Consider the following 19979-nt stretch of genomic DNA (forward strand, 5'->3'; position numbering starts at 1 on the left):
ATTCGTTGGGAGTGATTGATTCATGGCAGCAGCATTTTCGAGCAAAAACAGAGAAACTGTATTGAATAATCTTAAAAAGGGAGAGCTTGACCTTCTTGTCATCGGCGGCGGTGTAACAGGTGCAGGGATTCTGCTTGATGCACAAACAAGAGGATTGAATGTCGGTCTTGTGGAAATGCAGGACTTTGCAGCAGGTACATCGAGCCGTTCAACAAAGCTCGTTCACGGCGGACTTCGTTATTTAAAGCAGTTTGAAGTAAAACTTGTTGCTGAAGTCGGCAAAGAGCGTGCGATCGTTTACGAAAACGCTCCGCACGTAACTACGCCTGAGTGGATGCTATTGCCTTTTTATAAAGGCGGAACGTTCGGCAAGTTCTCCACATCCATCGGCCTTAAGGTTTACGATTTCCTTGCAGGCGTTAAACGAAAAGAACGCCGCAAGATGCTTTCTGTCGGTGAGACATTGGCGAAAGAGCCTCTATTGAAAAAAGACCAGCTGCTAGGCGGCGGTTATTATGTGGAATATAAAACAGATGATGCCAGACTGACACTTGAGATCATGAAGGAAGCGGTCGACCGCGGCGCATCAGCGATCAGCTATTCAAAAGTAACAGGCTTCATCTACTCTGGGAAAAAAGCTGTCGGAGCGTACGTTGAAGATCAGCTGACAGGCGAGACGCATGAAATTTATGCGAAAAAAATCGTTAATGCGACAGGTCCATGGGTTGACCTTCTTCGTGAGGCAGACCGTTCTAAAGAAGGCAAGGAGATTCACCATACAAAAGGTATTCACCTTGTCATCGACGGAAGCCGCTTCCCGCTGAAGCAAGCCGTTTATTATGATACAGAGGATGGACGCATGGTGTTCGCGATTCCTCGCGGCGGCAAAACTTACGTTGGAACGACTGATACAGATTATAAGGGAGACTTGGCGAATCCGGGCATGACAGAAGACGACCTTCACTATGTCATCAACACGATTAATTTCATGTTCCCGTCCGTCAACATTACGAAGGACGACGTAGAATCTTCATGGTCAGGACTCCGTCCGCTCATCCATGAGCCGAAAAAAGGACCATCTGAAATTTCCCGTAAGGATGAAGTGTTCCACTCACCGTCAGGGCTTCTAACCATTGCCGGCGGAAAGCTTACGGGATACCGTAAGATGGCTGAAAAAATTGTCGATCTAGTTGCAGGTCAGCTGAAGGAAGAAGACGGCCGCAGCTTCCCAGGCTGCCAGACAGAGCACATGGAGCTGTCCGGCGGAAAATTAGGAGGAAGTCTCAACCTGAAGCCGTTCATCGCGGAAAAAACGGATGAAGGAACAGCACTCGGACTATCTCCTGAAAAGGCGAAGGAAATGGTTTATCGTTTCGGTACAAACATTGATGAAGTTTACGATATCCTGAAGACGCGCGGCGAGGAAGCGAAGAAGTATACGATGCCAAAAAGCTTGTACGCGCAGCTTATCTACAGCATTGAGAATGAAATGGCATGCACGCCTTCTGATTTCTTGATCCGCCGTATCTCCGCGCTGTACTTTGACATCGACACTGTCTACGCTTGGAAAGACGAAGTATACAACGCTGTGGCTGACATCTTAGGCTGGAGCGAAGAGCACAAACGCAACATGATCATCGATTTCGAAGAGCAGATCAGGCTCTCCACAGAAGCGATCTAAAGATATAAAAATAGTCGGGGTCCGGTACCATTTGGTACCGGACCCCGACTATTTTATTTACACTTTAAGATAGGATAACTTTTTACCAAGGAAGAGATTCGACGTAGTCAAAAAGTTTAGGTGTAAAGTATAAGTGCAACTAAGGCTGACATAAAAGCTTGTCGTCAGCCAAGTTTTCTTTAAGAAAAGCAGATTTTTCTAAGTAGCTTGATGGATATTTTTCTAGCAGTTTATGTAGTGCGGAAACAGGGGCGGCGGGCGGCTTTGAGCTGAAGTCATCGCCATTCTTTCTATATTCCTCTAAAGCAGCAAAAAAGGCTTCTTTCTCCTCAACCTCCGCCTGCTTTTTAAAATAACCCCAAATGTGCTCTAGTGTATTAATCACTGCTTTTTTTTCATATTTCAGCTGCTCAAAGTATTGAATCTTCTCGATGACTGCTGCAAAATCCTCTTCTGCTGACGCTTCTCGCAGCAAACCTTGCACCTCTTTATAATGTGCGTAGCCCTTTGCCATCACGTTGTATTTTTGAATTGTCCACAATTGCTGAGCTTGTTTTTTCACCTTAATCCTCCTTTATCTTAACCATCTAAGCATAGGCGACAGCCTGTTTACCGATAAAAAAAGGTGTTTGTCCTGCTCCATTCGCCCGAGCATGTCCACGAGAAATGAATAGGATATAAGGAAATGAATGAAGACCACGGTCATCATTTCAAAGTAAAGCAATGAAAGTAGGAAAGTTAAAATGGGTAAAAACTATAACTGGAAATGCCGCGAAAGAGAAGAGAGCTCTCCTCGCAATAACGTATCTGCTGATATGTTGTTCCTAGACAAAATCGCGATCGGAACTCGAATTGAAGTGTTTTTGCTAGGCGGTTTCACGATCGAAGGTTCATTCCAAGGCTTCGACAGAGGATTTATCTTGGTGCTTGAAGACGACAATGATCTTAACCGCATCAACCCTCGCTCCATCGTAAACGTAGTTGTAGACTAATCATACGAAAAGAAGTCCACAGTAGTGGGCTTCTTATTATTTTTTCTAGGATTTTTTAAAAGGATTGTAGCTTTGGTAAGGAAATTTATTTGAATTGCCGCTGAAGTGTAAGCTTCTACGCATAATTCATGAGAAATGTTCAGGTTCAATTGCTATGGCTGAATATTCATCAAACTCGCTTAGTCTTCTTGAATTCATCATTGATAAAGTTGATCGGAGTGTAAGGTGCCGACTCCTCGAAAATGAACCGCACATTTTCTTCGTGCGATGCCTTTCCGAGTAGCTTTCCTTATCCTGCGGGACGAGTGGGAAGGTGAGACCCTTCAATGGCGCGTGCGACGAAGGGGCTCACCTCCCGCCCCGCGGAAAGCGTGCGCCTGAAACGGAGATCAGCAGCTTCTTTGAGTTCTTTAATCTACAATGTATTGGGAAAATAGCCTCTTTATATTACTACATATACCGTTAAAGCAATAATAGAAAGCAAGATCACAACGGCGTAGATGAGTGTGAGTCTTGTCAGGTTCTGTTTCGTTGAACTGCCGTATTTTTCATCTCTCGTGCCGGCAATGTAAATCGTACCTCCAAGTCCGATGACTGAAAATAAAACGATAAGTCCATAGGCGATCCACCAAAAATCCATATTACATTCCCCCTTACTTATAAGATAGCGGTATTTAACGCGTGTGATGAAGCATAAAATTTACAATCAATTGACATTTAACTGTTTCAAGAGCGGATTGAAGTACAAGGTGACACAATTTTTCCCATTTGTTATACTTTAAATGATTACATAATTTTAAAAATTCAGATTTTGAGGGGGCAGCTTGGTGGAATTATACCATTTTTATCAAAATAATTACCTCATTGTTGCTGTTTTTTTATTGCTCGGCATCCTGCTGCCGGCGGCTGCACTGACGTTAGGAAAGATTCTGCGGCCGTACAAGCCGGTGAAAGAAAAGTACACCACTTATGAAAGCGGAATCGAACCATTTCAGCAAAGCTGGGTGCAGTTCAATGTCCGTTATTATTTATTCGCGCTTTTGTTCGTTATTTTTGATGTTGAGACAGTCTTTTTGTACCCATGGGCAGTGGCGTATGAAGAGCTTGGCATTTTCGCTCTGATTGAAATGGGGATTTTTGTAGTTCTGTTAACGCTCGGTCTATTATATGCGTGGAAAAAGAAGGTGCTCAAATGGAACTAAAACTTGATCTTACACCGGAAGAACAGGCGGAACTGAACCGTAATGTATTTATGGTCACGCTTGAACAAGTAAAAGCTTGGGCTCGCAGCAACTCACTATGGCCGCTCACATTCGGCCTGGCTTGCTGTGCGATTGAAATGATGGGAACCGGTTCCTCACACTATGATCTCGACCGTTTCGGAACAATCTTCCGAACATCGCCCCGCCAATCAGACGTCATGATCGTATCAGGCACCGTGACGAAAAAGATGGCGCCAGTTTTAAAAAGGCTTTATGACCAGATGCCAGAGCCAAAATGGGTGATCGCGATGGGATCTTGTGCGACGGCTGGCGGACCTTACGTTAAATCGTATGCCGTCGTGAAGGGAGTCGATCAGATCGTTCCGGTCGATGTGTACATCCCTGGCTGCCCGCCAAATCCTGCCGCCCTCATCTACGGCATCAATAAGCTTCAGGAAAAAATCCGGTATGAGGCGAAAACCGGCAAGAAGGTGATGAGCTGATGACAAAAGAGGTTGATGGACAAGGCGAAGAAAACCTTTCAATAGAAGAGCAAAAAAAGAAAGCAGCCGCTGAAGCGAAAGCAAAGGCACTCGAGCTCGCCAAACAGCGAAAAGCTGAAAAAGAGGCTCAAGAAAAAACTGAGGCACCAGCTGAAGAGCCTCTCTCAGTAGAAGATCAGAAAAAGAAGGCAGCAGCTGAAGCAAAGGCTAAGGCACTAGAGCTTGCTAAACAGCGAAAAGCCGAAAAAGACGCACAGGAAAAGGCCGAAACACCAGCTGAAGAGCCTCTCTCAGTAGAAGATCAGAAAAAGAAAGCCGCAGCTGAAGCGAAGGCAAAGGCACTCGAGCTCGCCAAACAGCGAAGAGCCGAAAAAGAGGCACAGGAAAAGGCTGAGGCACCAGCTGAAGAGCCTCTCTCAGTAGAAGATCAGAAAAAGAAGGCAGCCGCTGAGGCGAAGGCAAAGGCACTGGAACTTGCGAAACAGCGGAAAGCGGAAAAAGAGCAGGCGGAAGCTGGGGTTACTTCTTCTATCAGTACCGAGGATGAAGATAAAGAAAAAGCGCTCGCACTTGCGAAGGCAAAGGCCGCAGCGGCTGCCAAAGCGAAAGCAGCGGCTGCAGCGAAAGCGAAAATGGCGAGAGAAGCGGGACAAACGGACTCCGAACCGGCTGATGAAACGGAAGCCAGCAATGATGAAAAGGCACTTGCAGCAGCGAAGGCAAAGGCCGCAGCCGCTGCAAAAGCAAAAGCCGCCGCAGCAGCAAAAGCGAAAGCGATGCGCGAAGCAGGAGACGGCGGGGATGCAGCGGCAGACGAAAAGGCGAAAGCGATCGCGGCCGCTAAGGCAAAAGCTGCTGCCGCGGCAAAAGCAAGGGCATCACGCGATGCAGGCGGCGAGCCCGCTTCAGATGATGAGAAAGCAAAGGCAATTGCAGCTGCAAAAGCAAAAGCGGCAGCCGCAGCGAAAGCTCGTGCAGCAGGAGGCACCGCCAAAGCGGAAGCAGAACCTGCTGAAACAAAGCCGTCACCATATCAGCCGATGCTCGACCAGTATGTTGCCCTCATCAGAGAGCAGCTTGGCGCGGACGTTCTTGAGGACGCTTACATTAACAAGCTGTCAAAGGATGTCCCTACGCTTGTGGCAAAAAGCGATACATATTACATCATCGCGGAGCTTTTGAAAACACATGATGATCTGCATTTTGAATACTTATCTGAATCGCACGGTACCGATTTTAAAACTCATTTTGAAGTGTACAACTATCTGTATTCCTATAAAAACCGCCGTCCAGTCGTCCTGAAAGCGAAGGTAGACCGTGAAAAACCAGAGGTCGCTTCACTCGCGCCATTATGGGAAGGGGCAAACTGGCCAGAGCGTGAGACGTATGACTTGCTTGGGATCACGTTTACGAACCATCCGAACATGACGCGGATCATGCTGCCGGATGACTGGGTCGGCCATCCGCTCAGAAAAGATTATGAGCCGTTTGATGTGGAGGTATAGCACATGATCAGAACAGAAGAAATGCTCCTTAACGTCGGTCCGCAGCATCCAAGTACACACGGCGTGTTCCGCATCGTGCTCAAGATTGACGGAGAGACCATCATCGAGGCGAAGCCTGTCATCGGCTATCTTCACCGGGGCACCGAAAAGCTTGCGGAGGATCTTCAATATACGCAGATCATCCCATACACCGACCGGATGGACTATTTGGCAGCGATGACGAACAATTACGTGATCTGCCATGCAGTAGAAACGATGATGAACCTCGAAATTCCAGAGCGTGCCGAATATTTGCGCGTCATCGTGATGGAGCTCGGCCGAGTCGCCAGCCACCTTGTCTGGTTCGGCACGTATTTGCTTGATATCGGGGCGATGAGTCCATTTTTGTATGCGTTCCGCGAACGGGAAGCGATCATCAACATGCTGAACGAAATTAGCGGAGCACGACTGACGTTTAACTATATGCGCGTCGGCGGTGTGAAGTGGGATGCTCCAGACGGATGGATCGAAAAGGTACGAGGGTTTGTTCCATATATGAGAGAGCAGCTCGCCGGATATCATGATCTCGTTACAGGTAATGAAATTTTTCTTAATCGTGTAAAAGGCATCGGAACATACTCGGCAGAAGAAGCGCTTAACTACTCGCTGAGCGGTGCAAACCTGCGCTGTACAGGCGTGAACTGGGACCTGCGTAAAGATGAGCCGTATTCGATCTATAACCGTTTCACATTTGATGTGCCCGTTTTTTCAAGCGGCGATGCATGGGCGCGTTACCAATGCCGCATGGCCGAAATCGAGGAATCACTGAAAATCCTTGAACAGGCTGTCGAGCAGATTCCTTCAGAAGGAACAGTGATGGCGAAGGTTCCAAAGATCATCAAGCCTCCTGCGGGCGAAGGGTTCGTACGCATCGAATCGCCGCGGGGAGAGATCGGCTGCTATATCGCATCAGAAGGAAAAAAGGAGCCATACCGCCTGAAGTTCCGCCGCCCGTCTTTTTATAACCTGCAAATATTGCCGAAGCTGCTTGTCGGTGAAAACATTTCCAACTTGATCACGATTCTTGGAGGCATCGATATCGTGCTAGGGGAGGTGGATGGCTGATGATGAACGATCTACTCCATTCACAGCCTGGGTGGTATAACGCAGCTGTCTTTTTTGTAATGGGTGCCGTCCTGCTGCTCGTCGTTCTCGGTTTCGTTACGTATGCCATTCTCGCTGAGCGAAAAGTGCTCGGGTTCATCCAGCTCCGTCCCGGACCGAACCGGGTGGGCGGAAAACTCGGCCTGCTGCAGACCGTAGCCGACGTTTTCAAGCTTTTAATAAAAGAAGATACGATCCCGAAACTGGCAGACAAGCCGCTCTTCATACTAGCGCCGGTGCTCGCGTTCTCGCCCGCCTTTATGGTGCTGGCGGTCATGCCGTTCACAGAGCATGTGCAGTTCGCTGATCTTGGTGTCGGTCTGCTGTACTATGTAGGGATTTCAGGGATTTCAACAATTGGCATCCTGATCGGCGGCTGGGCATCGAACAATAAATATTCCTTGCTCGGCGGCATGCGTGCGGCAGCTCAGATGATTTCCTACGAGATCCCGCTCGTCATCTCAGTCGTCGGCGTCATCTTGTTCGCCGGCAGCCTGAACTTGACTGATATCGTCGAGGGCCAGAAGAACGTTGCGTACATTTTTCTGTCGCCGATCGGATTCTTTGTCTTCCTCATTGCATCCATAGCCGAGTTGAACCGGACACCGTTTGACCTGCCGGAAGCCGAATCTGAGCTTGTTGCCGGCTATCATGTCGAATACTCAGGATTTCGTTTCGCGTTCTTCATGCTCTCTGAATACGTGTACTTATTCGCGATGGCATCACTGACAACCGTCCTTTTCCTAGGCGGCTGGAACCCGATTCCGTTTCTGGAGTTTATCCCTGGTGCTGTCTGGTTCGCATTAAAATTCAGCATCGTCGTCTTCTTCATGATCTGGATCCGCGGAACACTCCCAAGACTCCGCGCCGATCAGCTGATGGAATTCGCATGGAAAGTCCTCCTCCCGCTGGCACTGCTGAACATCTTCCTCTCAGCAGCGGTAAAGGAATTGTTTCTAAAATAAGATTTTACAAACAAGCATGGATCGGTTAACTTCCGCTCAAGGATGCTCGCATTTCTCAAGCTTCAACGACTAATGAGGAATGTTTAATTTTTCGTTCAAGTGCTGATGCTGACACCTTCACTTCCATATTCACTTAATCATCTTGAATACATCATTGACAGTTGATAGGAGTGTAAGGCGCCGACTCCTGCGGGATCAGTGGGACAGGTGAGACCTCTTAAGGCGCGTAGCGGCAAGAGGGCTCACCGCTCACCCCGCGGAAAGCGTGCGCCTGAAACGGAGATCAACCTCTTCTCTGAATCCATCAATTCTTAAGAACCGGCCTGAAACTGTAAAGGAGCGTGATGATCATGAAGGGCCTCATGAAAGGATTAAGCTATACCGTCAAAAACCTTGCCAGAGAAAACGTGACGACCAGCTATCCGGACGTGCCGATGCTGATGCCCGACCGTTTCCGCGGCATTCAAAAGTTTTATCCCGAAAAATGCATCGTCTGCAACCAGTGTGCAGCGATCTGCCCTACCGACTGCATCCTGCTGACAGGCAAACCTCATCCGGACCCGGCCAAAAAAGGGAAAATCATCGACACGTACGATATTAACTTCGAAATCTGCATACTGTGCGACCTTTGCACGGAGGTATGCCCGACAGAAGCGATCGTGATGACGAATAACTTCGAACTGGCGGAATACAGCCGGGATGATCTGTTCAAAAACCTGGAGTGGCTCGATGAGAACGATGAGAACGTCAGGAAGGAGAACAAAGCATGAACGGCGATATGATTGCATTCTTTATTCTTGCACTCTGTGCCATCGCCGGCGGTGTGATGATGATCAGCAGTACGAATGTTGTTCATATGGTCGTCTCGCTCATCTTCACATTTTTGGCGGTCGCTGGCATTTATGTCACGCTGTCAGCCGAATTTGTCGCCGGAGTCCAAGTGCTCATCTATTCCGGAGCGATCACGATCATCATGCTGTTCGGCATCATGCTGACTCGACATGATAAAGAAAACGAAAAGAAAACTCCAAAACTGCGCCAGTTCGCGGCTGGGGGAGCGATTCTCGTATTCTTCCTGATCATGTACGGCAAAATAAAAGATTTGAATTTTCCGCAGGGTGATGTGGAGCTGCACGTAGATAACACGAAAAAAATCGGAATCGAGCTGTACTCAAATTACGTGATTCCATTTGAGCTCATGTCGGTGCTGCTGCTTGTGGCACTAATCGGTGCCGTCGTTCTGGCGAAAAAAGACGAAAAAGAAGAGGGAGGCGGAAAAGAATGAGCAGTGTGCCATTATCGATGTACTTGATGCTTGCGCTCATATTGTTCTGCATCGGCCTTTTCGGCGCTCTGACGAAAAAGAACGCGGTCATCGTTTTGATTTCAATCGAGCTCATGCTGAACGCGGTCAATATCAATCTTGTCGCATTCAGCAAATACAGCCTTCATCCGGGACTCTCGGGTCAGATTTTCACGCTGTTCACGATAGCCGTAGCGGCAGCGGAGGCAGCAGTCGGACTCGCTATCCTGATCGCACTCTACCGCAACCGGCCAACCGTTTCTGTCGATGAAATGGATACGATGAAGCACTGAGAGATAAAAGGGGATGAATACTATGTTGCAAAACGCCTGGCTTATACCGCTGTTCCCGCTTCTGTCTTTTATCGTATTAACGGCCTTCCGCAGGCACACAGGGCGCTTAGCGGCGGTGATCGGATTGGCAGCGACAGGCGCCTCGCTCCTGATGGCGCTTATGGTTTTCGCGGAACAGTGGCAAGGAAACTCGTTCAAAGCTGAGATTACGTGGCTTGAGATCGGCGATAAGATCATCACTATGGGATATGAAGTGAATCCATTGAACGCGCTAATGCTCGTAATCGTCACGCTAGTCAGCTTTTTAGTTCATCTTTACTCAAAAGGTTACATGGAAGGCGACAGCCGAATCTCTGTCTTTTACGCGTATCTTGGGCTGTTTACCTTCGCGATGCTCGGGCTGGTGCTCTCGCCCAACCTGCTGCAGGTGTACATATTCTGGGAGCTCGTCGGGCTCGGTTCCTTCCTGCTGATTGGATACTACTATTTCAAGCCTGAGGCAAAAGCTGCTGCGAAAAAAGCATTCATCATGACGCGCATCGGGGATGTCGGTCTTTTTATCGGCATCATTCTATTATTCTGGCAGACCGGAAGCTTTGAATACGATGAGATCTTTAAAGCGGTGGCTAATCAAGAAATCTCGCAAACAATGATCACACTCACGGCACTGCTTGTTTTTGTCGGTGCGATCGGAAAGTCCGGACAGCTTCCTCTTCATACTTGGCTTCCGGATGCGATGGAAGGCCCGACTCCCGTATCAGCACTCATCCACGCCGCGACGATGGTCGCAGCGGGTGTATATCTTGTTGCATCTGCTTTTCCGCTGTTTGAAGCATCGCAAACGGCTTTGACGACTGTCGCGGCTGTAGGCGGAGCGACAGCTATCTTCGCCGCATCGATCGGCCTTATGCAAAAGGACATCAAGCGCGTCCTGGCATATTCGACCGTCAGTCAGCTCGGTTACATGATGCTCGCACTCGGTTCAGCTGGCTATACTGCAGGAATTTTTCATCTGACGACTCATGCATTTTTTAAAGCACTGCTGTTTTTGGCTGCAGGAAGCGTCATCCATGCTGTACATACACAGAACATTGAGGAAATGGGCGGTTTATGGAAAAAACTCCGTCTGACCGGCCCGCTTTTCTTAATTGGTGCTCTGGCAATCTCGGGGTTTCCGCTATTATCCGGTTTTTTCAGTAAGGACGAAATTCTCGCTGCTGTCTATGCAGACGGACGCTACGGCTTGTTCGTACTGGCGCTGATTGCAGCGTTTATGACCTCGTTCTACATGTTCCGTCTGTTTTTCATGGTGTTCAGCGGTCAGCCGCGATCAAAGCAGGACGGAGTGCACGAATCTGGATGGACGATGACGCTTCCTATGATCGTGCTCGGCGTTTTGGCAGTTGTTGCAGGTTATGTAAACACTCCTTGGTTCGGCACATTTTTAAACGATTACCTGGCGCAAGGACCAGTTGAACTGGCTCATGAGCATCATGGGCCGCTCTGGATCCCGATTGCCGCAACAACGGTTTCACTGCTCGGCATCTTGCTCGCTTACTTGATGTATGCGAAAAAGTCGCTAAGCCGCGACTGGCTCAGCCGCTCGTTCCCGAGTGTGAGTGACATCATCTACAACAAGTGGTTTGTGGACGAGGCGTATGAGGCGACTTTTATAAAAGGAACAAAAGCGGCAAGCTGCGGCGGTACTCTCATAGACAGGTATATTGTCGAGGGAGCAGCAGAAGGGACGGTGTCCGCTGTCCAGCTGCTCGCCAAGTCAGGAAATAAGGTGCAGGACGGGAAGGTACAGACATATGGAACGGTCGTCATTCTTGGTCTGGCCGTCATATTTGCGGTCGTCGCGCTGACAGGAGGGTATTTCTCATGAGCAGCATGCTGCTGACATTATTGATTTTTTCGCCGCTGCTTAGTGTGCTGATCCTGCTTTTCGTCCCGTCAGATGACGAAAAGACACTGAAGATGACAGGTGTACTAGGCGCTCTGCTCCCGCTCATCGCGGCAGTCACAGCATTCACTGCTTTTGACACGGCAGAGTCTGGCGTGCAGCTGGAGGAAGTGTATCAGTGGATCACATATGAAGTTTTTCAAGCGAATGGGGAACTGAACTATTCGATTCAATATCATATCGGTGCTGACGGATTGTCGATGATACTCATTCTGCTCACAGCGTTTATCGCATTTCTCGCATCGATCGCTTCATTTTCCATTAAAGAAAAATTAAAAAGCTTCTATATCCTGTTTTTTATTCTGGAGCTCGGCATGCTCGGCGTGTTTTCCGCACAGAACTTGTTTTTATTCTTTGTATTTTTCGAGCTGACACTTGTTCCGATGTTCTTTTTGATCGGACGGTACGGCTACTTGAACCGTGAAAAGGCCGCGTGGAGCTTTTTAATCTACAACGGCATCGGCTCGGCGATCCTGCTCATCGCGTTCGTCGCATTGTTCATGAAGTCAGGATCAATGGCGTTCGACCAGCTGAAGGCAGTATTCGCGCTGCCAGAAGCAGACCTTAAAGAGATGTACTTAACGGAAAATTTCCGAATGGGCATTCTTATCGCAATCCTTGCAGCGTTTGCCGTCAAACTCCCGGTCGTTCCGCTTCATACATGGATGCTGCGCGTTCATGCGGAAGCTCATCCGGCAATCGTAATGATCCATTCAGGCATACTGCTTAAGATCGGAGCATACGGCATGATCCGGTTCGGACTCGGAATCTTTCCTGAAGAGTTCAAGAGCCTGGCGGGAGTAATCGCCGTCCTTGGAGTGGTGAACCTGCTTTACGGCGCGTTCCTGGCACTGTCACAGAGCGATATGAAAAAAGTGCTCGCTTATTCTTCTGTATCGCATATGGGTATCGTGCTGATCGGGCTTGCGGCACTTAACGAATACGGCATTCAAGGTGCAGTATTCCAGACCGTCTCGCACGGATTAATATCGGCGCTGCTGTTCTTCCTAGTCGGTGTGCTCTATAATCGGCGAGGTTCGTCGCAGCTTCATGATTTTGGAGGGCTCGCCAGCCAGATGCCGGTCGCAGCAGGGCTGCTGCTGGCAGGTGGTCTTGCATCCCTTGGACTTCCGGGAATGTCTGGCTTCATATCAGAATTCATGGCCTTTTTAGGGTTATTTGAGGTGATGCCAGTCACGGCAGCAGTCGGAACGATCGGCTTAATCCTTACTGCGGTATACGTCCTTCGCGCTGTGCTTGGCGTCACGTTCGGCCGTGTGAAGCGCGAGGGAACAGTTTACGGAGCAGACATGACAGCCGCCGAACGTTTTCCGGCCTTTATGCTGCTGGCAGCTATTATTATCATCGGGTGCTATCCGGCTTTGCTCAGCGGTTTGCTTGGCGCCACATTAGAAAGCATCAAGCTAGGGTTAGGAGGATAAAGAATGGACACCGATGCATTGCTTTCATATAACTGGGCCATTATGGCTCCAGAATTTACAATTCTAGGCGTTGCCACTCTTTTATCTGTTCTTGACTTGTTCATGGGGAAAAACACAAGCAGGCGCCCTCTGCTCTGGATGGCGCTTGCGGGTGTCGCAGTCGCGATGGCATTCGTGTTTGCAGAGCTCGATACCGATGTTACATCGATCCTGCATGATACATATCGGCTTGATTTTTTCTCTAAAGCATTCAAAATCCTGCTCCTCCTCGGCGGCTTCCTCGTACTGTTGTTAGCAGCAGATTACCGAAAAAAAGAGCTGCAAGAGTACCGCGGAGAATTTTATTATCTGTTTTTGACAGCACTGCTCGGCGCGATGATCATGGCATCGAGTGCCGATATGATCACCCTGTTTGTAGGTCTTGAACTTTTATCGCTTTCTTCCTATATACTTGCAGGGATAAGAAAGAAAAGCGGAAAGTCGAACGAATCAGCCTTCAAATACGTCGTATCAGGCGGCATAGCGACCGCTATCACACTGTTCGGTATGAGCTACATTTTCGGTCTGACAGGGCAGACAAATTTGTTCGATGTTGTCGAGACGCTGCAGGAGCCAGTATTGCTGGAGCATTCTTTCTTGCTCGTGTTCGCTTTCTTTATGACATTTATCGGCCTTTCATTTAAAATTGCTGCCGCACCGTTTCACATGTGGGCACCGGATGTTTACGAGGGAGCACCTATTCCGGTCACAGCTTTCTTGAGCGTCGTATCTAAAACTGCAGGATTTATCATCCTGCTGCGCTTTATTTTGCTGACGTTCATCGCTGCAGCTGGCATCGACCGCGACCCGCTTCTCGTTCAGGTCCAGCCATATGTCATCGTCCTGGCAGCGGCCACGATGATTCTCGGAAATCTCGGCGCGCTAAGACAGCGGAACATTAAGCGCCTGTTCGCCTACTCATCAGTGGCACAGGCTGGATACATCCTCGTCCCGTTCGTATCCAACTCAACGCAGGTGTTCGAGCTGATCTGGTTCTATCTGCTGGCATACATCGTGATGAATATCGGAGCGTTTGCGTGCTTGCAGACACTCACACGCGATGCCGGCTCCAATGATGTGTCCATATTCAGAGGACTGTTCAGCCGCTCACCGTGGCTAGCCTCCGCCATGACGATCTTCCTGCTGTCACTAGCAGGCATCCCTGCAACAGCAGGGTTCGCAGGCAAGTTCGGTATCTTCATGGGTGCACTCGGTCCAGAGCCGGGTCACTACGTGCTTGCGGGCATCATGATGCTTATGACACTCGTCTCTTACGTGTATTACTTTAATATCATCGGCCTCATGTTTTTCCGAAGCGGAGGTACTGGCGGACGCCGCATCTCAATCGCCCCAAGCATCGGAGCCGTTCTCGTCTTCTGTGCCATCGCCACCATCGGCCTCGGCATCATGCCGAACATCGCCCTAGACTTCTTCTTCGGCCAATTCGACGTAAACGAATTCTTCATGAACACAGGCCACAACCACTAAAAAAGACCGCTTCGGCGGTCTTTTTGTTTGGTTCTTGGGCATGGTTTTGGCCAATTAAGAGCTCCGATGTCAACCTGGGGTCCGGTACCGGACTCCACTGCGGGACGCGCAGAAGCAAAAGATGGTTTTACTCTCAGGCCATAATTGGCAAACATTTTCTACGAAGTCAACTGAGGGAACGTGGAGTCGATCTTCAATGAAAGTTCAGGGAGATTCCTTTAAACCTTCAATGGTAATCCATGAGGAGTATTCTCATTCCTGGCAAAATTGCTTTGGTAATACTCTCATTACATGTACTTAATCACCTTGCATTCATCTTTGAATAAAGTTGATTGGAGTGTAAGGCGCCGACTCCAGCGGGATCAGTGGGACAGGTGAGACCCTTTAGGGCGCGAAGCGGCAAAGGGGCTCACCGCCCGCCCCGCGGAAAGCGTGCGCCTGAAACGGAAATCAACCGCTTCTCTGATTACTTTAAAAGCAACAAAGTAAGCGAAAGAGAAACTTTCATAAGAAATACTACGTCTAATTAGTAGGCGAACCGCCAATGTGCTGACGTTCGAAAAGTTTTAATAAAGATAGGTAATTGGAACGATTTAATTACATTGTCGAAGCTTTATGCTAAAGCTGTCGAAATATGTAAAGGGGGATAATGCATTGATAGAAAATGCAGGTCAGAGCGCATTATTACATATTATCGTTAACATCATGTTTCTTGTGATTGCCTGGTGGTCGATGCAGGCATTTCATATTGATAAATTCGTCCGCAAAGGAAAAGTCATGCAGGCGAGGGTACTTTTTATCCTGCTGACAGTAGCACTGGCGAACCTCGCGAGCGATTTTTTCCTCAAGTATTTAAATTATTCCACAAATCTGCAGTATTTATTTTCATGATGCAGCAATAAATACCGCGAAAGATCCTGTCGGAATATGACTTCATCTTCCACGAATACATCCCGCTCACTTGGCAAGAATGTCAAATAGAGAGGATGTGTCCGGGGAATGAAAAAAATGATTGTCGTATTCATACTTATACTATTTAGCATTCATATTTCTGTTTCGTATGCGGAAAGCAGCAATAATCACCGTAAACTTGAGTTGATGGCAGAGCAGCTGGAGAAGCATAATTTAACGCTCTCAAAATGGACTTTATATACGCGCGGGAATTTGGGTTTCAGCAAAGATCTTAATGGGTATTTAGATACAGTGAAGAAGTTGCAAGACAAGATGCCTGAACTCCAGTGGAGCACCGAACCGGTTAAGGTGCGAGAAGAATGGAAAGTTTCAGGCAGAAAAGTGCATGGTGACGGCAGTGTTGAGAGGCTTACAGTTATTGCCTACCCCCACAAAAAGCAATACCAATCGTATTTTATTTATGCGGTTGAAGGGACGCTTTTGCCAAAATCCGGATTTGAAGAAACAGAAAGACGCTTTTATCAAAAAGCAGAAAAGTTTGCCAGCAAGAATTTGAATTATTTTTCTTGTATGTCGGGTATAACCGATGATAAAATGAAGTTTGGTTTGTATAATGAAGCACACGAGCTAGTATCGTCATTCTCCGCTGTTCAAATAGAAGAACTGCAGGAAGAGACGTTTGTATCACTATCGGCATATACTGCATTATGGGATGATGCCATTACTACAGCTCAAGATAAAATGAATCTGCAGATAGCAGTGCGAACCGATGGATTGGGCGGTCGAACAACCGTTACAATTGGAACACCAATAATTACGTCTGAATATTAATATAAGAAAATTGGACGCGGAGGGGAATATCGTTGGAAAAAATCATTGTCCGTGGTGGTAGGCGGTTAGAAGGCTCTGTACGAGTAGAAGGAGCCAAGAATGCCGTACTTCCTGTCATCGCAGCATCAATTTTAGCCAGTAGCGGCACGAGCACGATCAAGGACGTGCCAACCCTTGCTGATGTATACACAATTAACGAGGTACTTCGTTATTTAAATATCGATGTAAAATTCGAGAACAATCAAATCAAAGTGGATGCATCAGGAGAGCTTAAGACAGAAGCACCTTTTGAGTATGTGCGTAAAATGCGTGCATCATTCCTAGTAATGGGACCATTGCTTGCGCGTGTAGGACTTGCGCGTATCGCACTTCCTGGCGGATGTGCTATCGGATCCCGCCCGATCGACCAGCACTTGAAAGGCTTTGAAGCTATGGGTGCAACAGTCAAGATCGGAAACGGATTTATCGAAGCACGCATCGACGGCCGCCTTCAAGGCGCAAAGATTTACTTAGACTTCCCGAGCGTGGGCGCGACGGAAAACATCATGACGGCTGCTGTTCTTGCTAAAGGAACAACGATCATCGAGAATGCAGCGAAAGAACCAGAAATCGTATGCCTTGCGAACTACTTGAACGCTATGGGCGCAACAGTAGTCGGAGCTGGCACTGGCACAATCCGCATCGAAGGCGTCGATGAGCTTTACGGCGCAGAGCATACTGTTATTCCAGACCGTATTGAAGCGGGAACATATATGGTGGCAGCTGCGATTACTGAAGGAGATATCCTTGTTGAAAACGCGATTGCTGAACACCTTCGTCCATTGATCGCAAAAATGGAAGAAATGGGTGTATCGATCCGTGAAGAAGGAAATGGACTTCGCGTACGCGGTCCTAAAGAACTGAAGCCTGTCGACATCAAGACGATGCCGCACCCTGGTTTCCCGACTGACCTTCAATCACAGATGATGGCTCTTCTTCTTCGTGCAAAAGGCACGAGTGTGATCACAGAGACAGTATTTGAAAACCGTTTCATGCACGTGGAAGAATTCCGCCGCATGAATGGAGACATCAAGATTGAAGGCCGTTCATCCGTAATCAACGGACCTGTTCAGCTGCAAGGTGCTGAAGTTCAGGCAACAGACCTTCGCGCAGGTGCTGCTTTGGTACTTGCTGGGCTTGTCGCAGACGGCTACACGCGTGTCACTGAGCTTAAGCACATCGACCGCGGTTATGTTGATTTCACTGGTAAACTTCTTGCACTCGGCGCTGACATAGAGCGTGTAAACGAAGCTTCTGAAGCAGAGCCGGAAGAGCAACAAGAACAATCACTAAAAAGCAATCTTGCCTAAATCATTATAAGCAAACCCCTCCAGCTGGAGGGGTTTTTAATATGGCGTGAAAACCGTAAATATGGGCTATTACATGAGAATTTTTTTCGATATTTTTACTCGGGAATACTGATTAATATCAAAGAAACTTTTTATATGGTCTAGTCAGTTATGAATAGACGTAAAAGCGCTTGTTTACCATGAGTGATTAATGGGAAATCTGCAAATAATAAGAGATGCATTAAGTATTTTGTGAACCATTCAGAAATCTCATGGAAAGGAAGATCTTGATGCTTTGGACGATACTGGTTATTATTATCGCGCTTTGGCTGCTTGGCTTAGTGCTGAAAGTTGGCGGCGCACTAATCCATATCCTGCTTGTTATTGCGGCAATCGTATTAATCATGAATTTAGTAAGAAGGAGAAGATGACTTATGTTATCTTCTTTTTTTATGGTGAAAAACAGCATAGACATATGGGAATAGGTGTAATTTACTGTATTTTTTAAGGATGTTAAGAAGGTCTTTAGACCTAAAATAGCTCTATGTTACAAAAGAATAATCCCTTATAATCAAAATTTTTAAAATAGTTTGAAAACTAAACTATGCGTGCTATGATAATTTCACGCTATTTAGTTTACTTTGATAAAGGGGATACGTACATGAACAAGAAGGTATTGGCATTAGGGTTATCTTTAGGTCTTGCAGCAACACCGTTATTGGGAGGACAAGCTTCAGCGGCAGAAGGGCAAAATGTATTATCCACTAAGAAGTTCAGTGAGTTGACGGGTACTCCAGCATTCGTTTCTGGAAAACTGACAGCTGCGAGCTCAAAATCGGCTAAAGACGTAGTGCTTGGATATTTGAACGCCAACAAGCAATCGTACAAGCTCGGCAAGGCGACAGCAGCAGAGTCTTTCTCTGTTTTATCTGAGAAAAAGGACGAGCTTGGCCGTTCTGTACTGCGTTTACAGCAAACTTATAAAGGAGTGCCAGTTTGGGGATCAACTCAAGTCGCTCACGTGAACGACAAGGGTGAATTGCTTGTTGTATCTGGAACGGTTGCACCTGATCTTGATAAAAAAGCAGGTCTAGGATTCTCCAAAAAAATCTCAGCTTCAAAAGCGATCACGGCAGCTGAAAAAGATTTAGGCTATACACCTAAATATGAGCAATCTCCAAAAGCTGATCTAGTTGTTTTGGCAGATAAAGGTGTATACGCTTATAAAGTAAATCTAAATTTCCTAGCGCCTGAGCCTGGGAACTATAACTATTTCATTGATGCATCAACAGGCAAGGTGCTGAATAAATACAACGATCTTGATGAGGTTCACGGAACGACAGCGAAAGCCCCTGGAGGCGGCGGACAGCCTGTTACTGGAACGAACACAGTTGGATCTGGGAAAGGTGTTCTTGGAGACACGAAATCATTGAATACAACTTTATCTGGAACGACCTACTATTTGCAGGATAACACGAGAGGCGGAGGCGTTTTTACATATGATGCGAAAAACCGCCAGCAGCTTCCGGGATCACTTTGGGCAGATGCAGATAACGTGTTTAACGCGGCATATGACGGAGCGGCAGTTGACGCTCACTTCTATGCTGGAAAGACATATGACTATTACAAGACGGTTTTTAACCGCAATTCGTATGACAACAAAGGAGCAGCGTTAAAATCGACCGTACATTACGGCCGCAGCTACAACAACGCGTTCTGGAACGGCTCGCAGATGGTTTACGGTGACGGAGATGGCTCAACGTTCATCCCGCTGTCTGGCGGCCTTGACGTTGTTGCGCACGAGCTGACTCACGCTGTTACAGACTTTTCATCTGACCTTATCTATCAAAACGAATCAGGTGCTCTGAACGAGTCGCTTTCTGATATTTTTGGTACATTGGTAGAATTCCATGCCAATAACAATCCAGATTACGAGATTGGGGAAGATATCTATACCCCTGGTACGCCGAACGATGCACTACGTTCCATGAGCGATCCGACGAAATATCAAGACCCTGACCACTATTCTGTGCGCTATACAGGCACAGGAGATAACGGCGGAGTGCACATCAACAGCGGTATCATCAACAAGGCGGCGTATTTGCTGGCTGTCGGCGGCACGCACTACGGTGTGACGGTTCCTTCAATCGGAAACGCGAAAGTTGGAGCGATCTACTACCGCGCAAACACAGTATACCTCACTGCTTCATCTAACTTCAGCCAGGCAAGAGCAGCACTTGTACAATCAGCTGCTGACCTGTACGGAGCAGGATCTGCCGAAGTGAACGCTGTAAACAAATCGTACGATGCAGTAGGAGTCTACTAAAATAATCGCAAAGCTGTCTCAAGAGGCTATAGCCTTGGGGCAGCTTTTTCTTTTTGCGGA

The 19979-nt window shown here is 47.7% G+C and carries 20 protein-coding genes; 18 read left to right on the forward strand and 2 right to left on the reverse strand.

Annotated features, from left to right (window positions below; all coding sequences use genetic code 11):
• Nucleotides 1–22 precede the first annotated feature (22 nt).
• On the forward strand, nucleotides 23–1681 hold the full coding sequence (locus tag CGZ90_RS12285) for a glycerol-3-phosphate dehydrogenase/oxidase (RefSeq protein WP_094252796.1): 1659 nt from the start codon (nucleotides 23–25) through the stop codon (nucleotides 1679–1681).
• Between the two features lie 139 nt (nucleotides 1682–1820).
• Here CGZ90_RS12285 and CGZ90_RS12290 read toward each other — a convergent pair whose 3' ends face one another.
• Nucleotides 1821–2243 (reverse strand): YbgA family protein, encoded by a 423-nt coding sequence (locus tag CGZ90_RS12290; protein WP_094252797.1) that lies wholly within the window; start codon nucleotides 2241–2243, stop codon nucleotides 1821–1823.
• A 181-nt stretch (nucleotides 2244–2424) separates the two neighbouring features.
• On the opposite strand from CGZ90_RS12290, the gene CGZ90_RS12295 reads away from it, so the two are divergent.
• Entirely contained in the window at nucleotides 2425–2673 is a 249-nt protein-coding gene (locus tag CGZ90_RS12295; RefSeq protein ID WP_094252798.1) for a hypothetical protein, read from the forward strand.
• A gap of 442 nt (nucleotides 2674–3115) precedes the next feature.
• Here the strand turns inward: CGZ90_RS12295 and CGZ90_RS12300 are convergent, their stop codons facing one another.
• Complete coding sequence (locus CGZ90_RS12300; RefSeq protein ID WP_094252799.1) at nucleotides 3116–3313, reverse strand: hypothetical protein; 198 nt, start codon at nucleotides 3311–3313, stop codon at nucleotides 3116–3118.
• 187 nt (nucleotides 3314–3500) lie between these two features.
• Here CGZ90_RS12300 and CGZ90_RS12305 point away from each other — a divergent pair, with 187 nt between their 5' ends.
• The 16 genes from CGZ90_RS12305 (at nucleotide 3501) to CGZ90_RS12375 (ending at nucleotide 19919) form a co-directional block, all read left to right on the forward strand.
• Nucleotides 3501–3875, forward strand: a complete 375-nt coding sequence (locus CGZ90_RS12305) for an NADH-quinone oxidoreductase subunit A (RefSeq protein ID WP_094252800.1) — start codon at nucleotides 3501–3503, stop codon at nucleotides 3873–3875.
• Nucleotides 3866–4378: a NuoB/complex I 20 kDa subunit family protein gene (locus tag CGZ90_RS12310; protein WP_094252801.1), complete on the forward strand. Its 513-nt coding sequence runs from the start codon at nucleotides 3866–3868 to the stop codon at nucleotides 4376–4378. The genes CGZ90_RS12305 and CGZ90_RS12310 overlap by 10 nt, the downstream gene beginning before the upstream one ends.
• Complete coding sequence (locus tag CGZ90_RS12315; protein ID WP_094252802.1) at nucleotides 4378–5883, forward strand: NADH-quinone oxidoreductase subunit C; 1506 nt, start codon at nucleotides 4378–4380, stop codon at nucleotides 5881–5883. Before CGZ90_RS12310 ends, CGZ90_RS12315 begins: the two co-directional genes overlap by 1 nt.
• A gap of 3 nt (nucleotides 5884–5886) precedes the next feature.
• Nucleotides 5887–6987, forward strand: a complete 1101-nt coding sequence (locus CGZ90_RS12320; protein ID WP_094252803.1) for an NADH-quinone oxidoreductase subunit D — start codon at nucleotides 5887–5889, stop codon at nucleotides 6985–6987.
• Nucleotides 6987–7991, forward strand: coding sequence for an NADH-quinone oxidoreductase subunit NuoH (gene nuoH / locus CGZ90_RS12325; protein ID WP_094252804.1), 1005 nt, complete (start codon nucleotides 6987–6989; stop codon nucleotides 7989–7991). The genes CGZ90_RS12320 and nuoH overlap by 1 nt, the downstream gene beginning before the upstream one ends.
• A gap of 350 nt (nucleotides 7992–8341) precedes the next feature.
• Nucleotides 8342–8761, forward strand: coding sequence for an NADH-quinone oxidoreductase subunit NuoI (nuoI, locus tag CGZ90_RS12330; RefSeq protein ID WP_094252805.1), 420 nt, complete (start codon nucleotides 8342–8344; stop codon nucleotides 8759–8761).
• Complete coding sequence (locus CGZ90_RS12335) at nucleotides 8758–9276, forward strand: NADH-quinone oxidoreductase subunit J (RefSeq protein ID WP_094252806.1); 519 nt, start codon at nucleotides 8758–8760, stop codon at nucleotides 9274–9276. Before nuoI ends, CGZ90_RS12335 begins: the two co-directional genes overlap by 4 nt.
• On the forward strand, nucleotides 9273–9587 hold the full coding sequence (gene nuoK, locus CGZ90_RS12340; protein ID WP_094252807.1) for an NADH-quinone oxidoreductase subunit NuoK: 315 nt from the start codon (nucleotides 9273–9275) through the stop codon (nucleotides 9585–9587). Before CGZ90_RS12335 ends, nuoK begins: the two co-directional genes overlap by 4 nt.
• A 22-nt stretch (nucleotides 9588–9609) precedes the next feature.
• Nucleotides 9610–11475 (forward strand): NADH-quinone oxidoreductase subunit L, encoded by a 1866-nt coding sequence (gene nuoL / locus CGZ90_RS12345; protein WP_094252808.1) that lies wholly within the window; start codon nucleotides 9610–9612, stop codon nucleotides 11473–11475.
• A complete protein-coding gene (locus tag CGZ90_RS12350) occupies nucleotides 11472–12995 on the forward strand; it encodes a complex I subunit 4 family protein (RefSeq protein ID WP_094252809.1) in 1524 nt (507 codons plus the stop codon). The genes nuoL and CGZ90_RS12350 overlap by 4 nt, the downstream gene beginning before the upstream one ends.
• Nucleotides 12996–12998: 3 nt before the next feature.
• Nucleotides 12999–14522, forward strand: a complete 1524-nt coding sequence (nuoN, locus tag CGZ90_RS12355; protein ID WP_094252810.1) for an NADH-quinone oxidoreductase subunit NuoN — start codon at nucleotides 12999–13001, stop codon at nucleotides 14520–14522.
• 654 nt (nucleotides 14523–15176) lie between these two features.
• The gene (locus CGZ90_RS12360; RefSeq protein WP_240515424.1) at nucleotides 15177–15413 is read left to right on the forward strand and encodes a DUF1146 family protein; all 237 of its coding nucleotides are present in this window, start codon (nucleotides 15177–15179) and stop codon (nucleotides 15411–15413) included.
• 108 nt (nucleotides 15414–15521) lie between these two features.
• The gene (locus CGZ90_RS12365) at nucleotides 15522–16265 is read left to right on the forward strand and encodes a YwmB family TATA-box binding protein (protein WP_094252812.1); all 744 of its coding nucleotides are present in this window, start codon (nucleotides 15522–15524) and stop codon (nucleotides 16263–16265) included.
• Nucleotides 16266–16297: 32 nt separating this feature from the next.
• On the forward strand, nucleotides 16298–17614 hold the full coding sequence (gene murA, locus CGZ90_RS12370; RefSeq protein WP_094252813.1) for a UDP-N-acetylglucosamine 1-carboxyvinyltransferase: 1317 nt from the start codon (nucleotides 16298–16300) through the stop codon (nucleotides 17612–17614).
• A 269-nt stretch (nucleotides 17615–17883) separates the two neighbouring features.
• Nucleotides 17884–18024, forward strand: a complete 141-nt coding sequence (locus CGZ90_RS20360; protein ID WP_106408315.1) for a lmo0937 family membrane protein — start codon at nucleotides 17884–17886, stop codon at nucleotides 18022–18024.
• Between the two features lie 230 nt (nucleotides 18025–18254).
• On the forward strand, nucleotides 18255–19919 hold the full coding sequence (locus CGZ90_RS12375) for a M4 family metallopeptidase (RefSeq protein ID WP_094252814.1): 1665 nt from the start codon (nucleotides 18255–18257) through the stop codon (nucleotides 19917–19919).
• The last annotated feature ends 60 nt before the right edge of the window (nucleotides 19920–19979 follow it).

The sequence above is a fragment of the Fictibacillus aquaticus genome (assembly GCF_002245695.1).
Taxonomy (GTDB): Bacteria; Bacillota; Bacilli; order Bacillales; family Fictibacillaceae; genus Fictibacillus; species Fictibacillus aquaticus.

What these genes read in the sequence shown, in the direction of transcription:
- CGZ90_RS12315 (WP_094252802.1), top strand. Translation starts at nt 4,378, where the DNA reads ATGACAAAAGAGGTTGATGGACAAGGCGAAGAAAACCTTTCAATAGAA.
- CGZ90_RS12285 (WP_094252796.1), top strand. Translation starts at nt 23, where the DNA reads ATGGCAGCAGCATTTTCGAGCAAAAACAGAGAAACTGTATTGAATAAT.
- CGZ90_RS12310 (WP_094252801.1), top strand. Translation starts at nt 3,866, where the DNA reads ATGGAACTAAAACTTGATCTTACACCGGAAGAACAGGCGGAACTGAAC.
- CGZ90_RS12375 (WP_094252814.1), top strand. Translation starts at nt 18,255, where the DNA reads ATGAACAAGAAGGTATTGGCATTAGGGTTATCTTTAGGTCTTGCAGCA.
- CGZ90_RS12365 (WP_094252812.1), top strand. Translation starts at nt 15,522, where the DNA reads ATGAAAAAAATGATTGTCGTATTCATACTTATACTATTTAGCATTCAT.
- CGZ90_RS12335 (WP_094252806.1), top strand. Translation starts at nt 8,758, where the DNA reads ATGAACGGCGATATGATTGCATTCTTTATTCTTGCACTCTGTGCCATC.
- nuoH (WP_094252804.1), top strand. Translation starts at nt 6,987, where the DNA reads ATGATGAACGATCTACTCCATTCACAGCCTGGGTGGTATAACGCAGCT.
- nuoK (WP_094252807.1), top strand. Translation starts at nt 9,273, where the DNA reads ATGAGCAGTGTGCCATTATCGATGTACTTGATGCTTGCGCTCATATTG.
- nuoL (WP_094252808.1), top strand. Translation starts at nt 9,610, where the DNA reads ATGTTGCAAAACGCCTGGCTTATACCGCTGTTCCCGCTTCTGTCTTTT.
- CGZ90_RS20360 (WP_106408315.1), top strand. Translation starts at nt 17,884, where the DNA reads ATGCTTTGGACGATACTGGTTATTATTATCGCGCTTTGGCTGCTTGGC.
- CGZ90_RS12295 (WP_094252798.1), top strand. Translation starts at nt 2,425, where the DNA reads ATGGGTAAAAACTATAACTGGAAATGCCGCGAAAGAGAAGAGAGCTCT.
- nuoN (WP_094252810.1), top strand. Translation starts at nt 12,999, where the DNA reads ATGGACACCGATGCATTGCTTTCATATAACTGGGCCATTATGGCTCCA.
- CGZ90_RS12350 (WP_094252809.1), top strand. Translation starts at nt 11,472, where the DNA reads ATGAGCAGCATGCTGCTGACATTATTGATTTTTTCGCCGCTGCTTAGT.
- CGZ90_RS12300 (WP_094252799.1), bottom strand. Translation starts at nt 3,313, where the DNA reads ATGGATTTTTGGTGGATCGCCTATGGACTTATCGTTTTATTTTCAGTC.
- nuoI (WP_094252805.1), top strand. Translation starts at nt 8,342, where the DNA reads ATGAAGGGCCTCATGAAAGGATTAAGCTATACCGTCAAAAACCTTGCC.
- CGZ90_RS12320 (WP_094252803.1), top strand. Translation starts at nt 5,887, where the DNA reads ATGATCAGAACAGAAGAAATGCTCCTTAACGTCGGTCCGCAGCATCCA.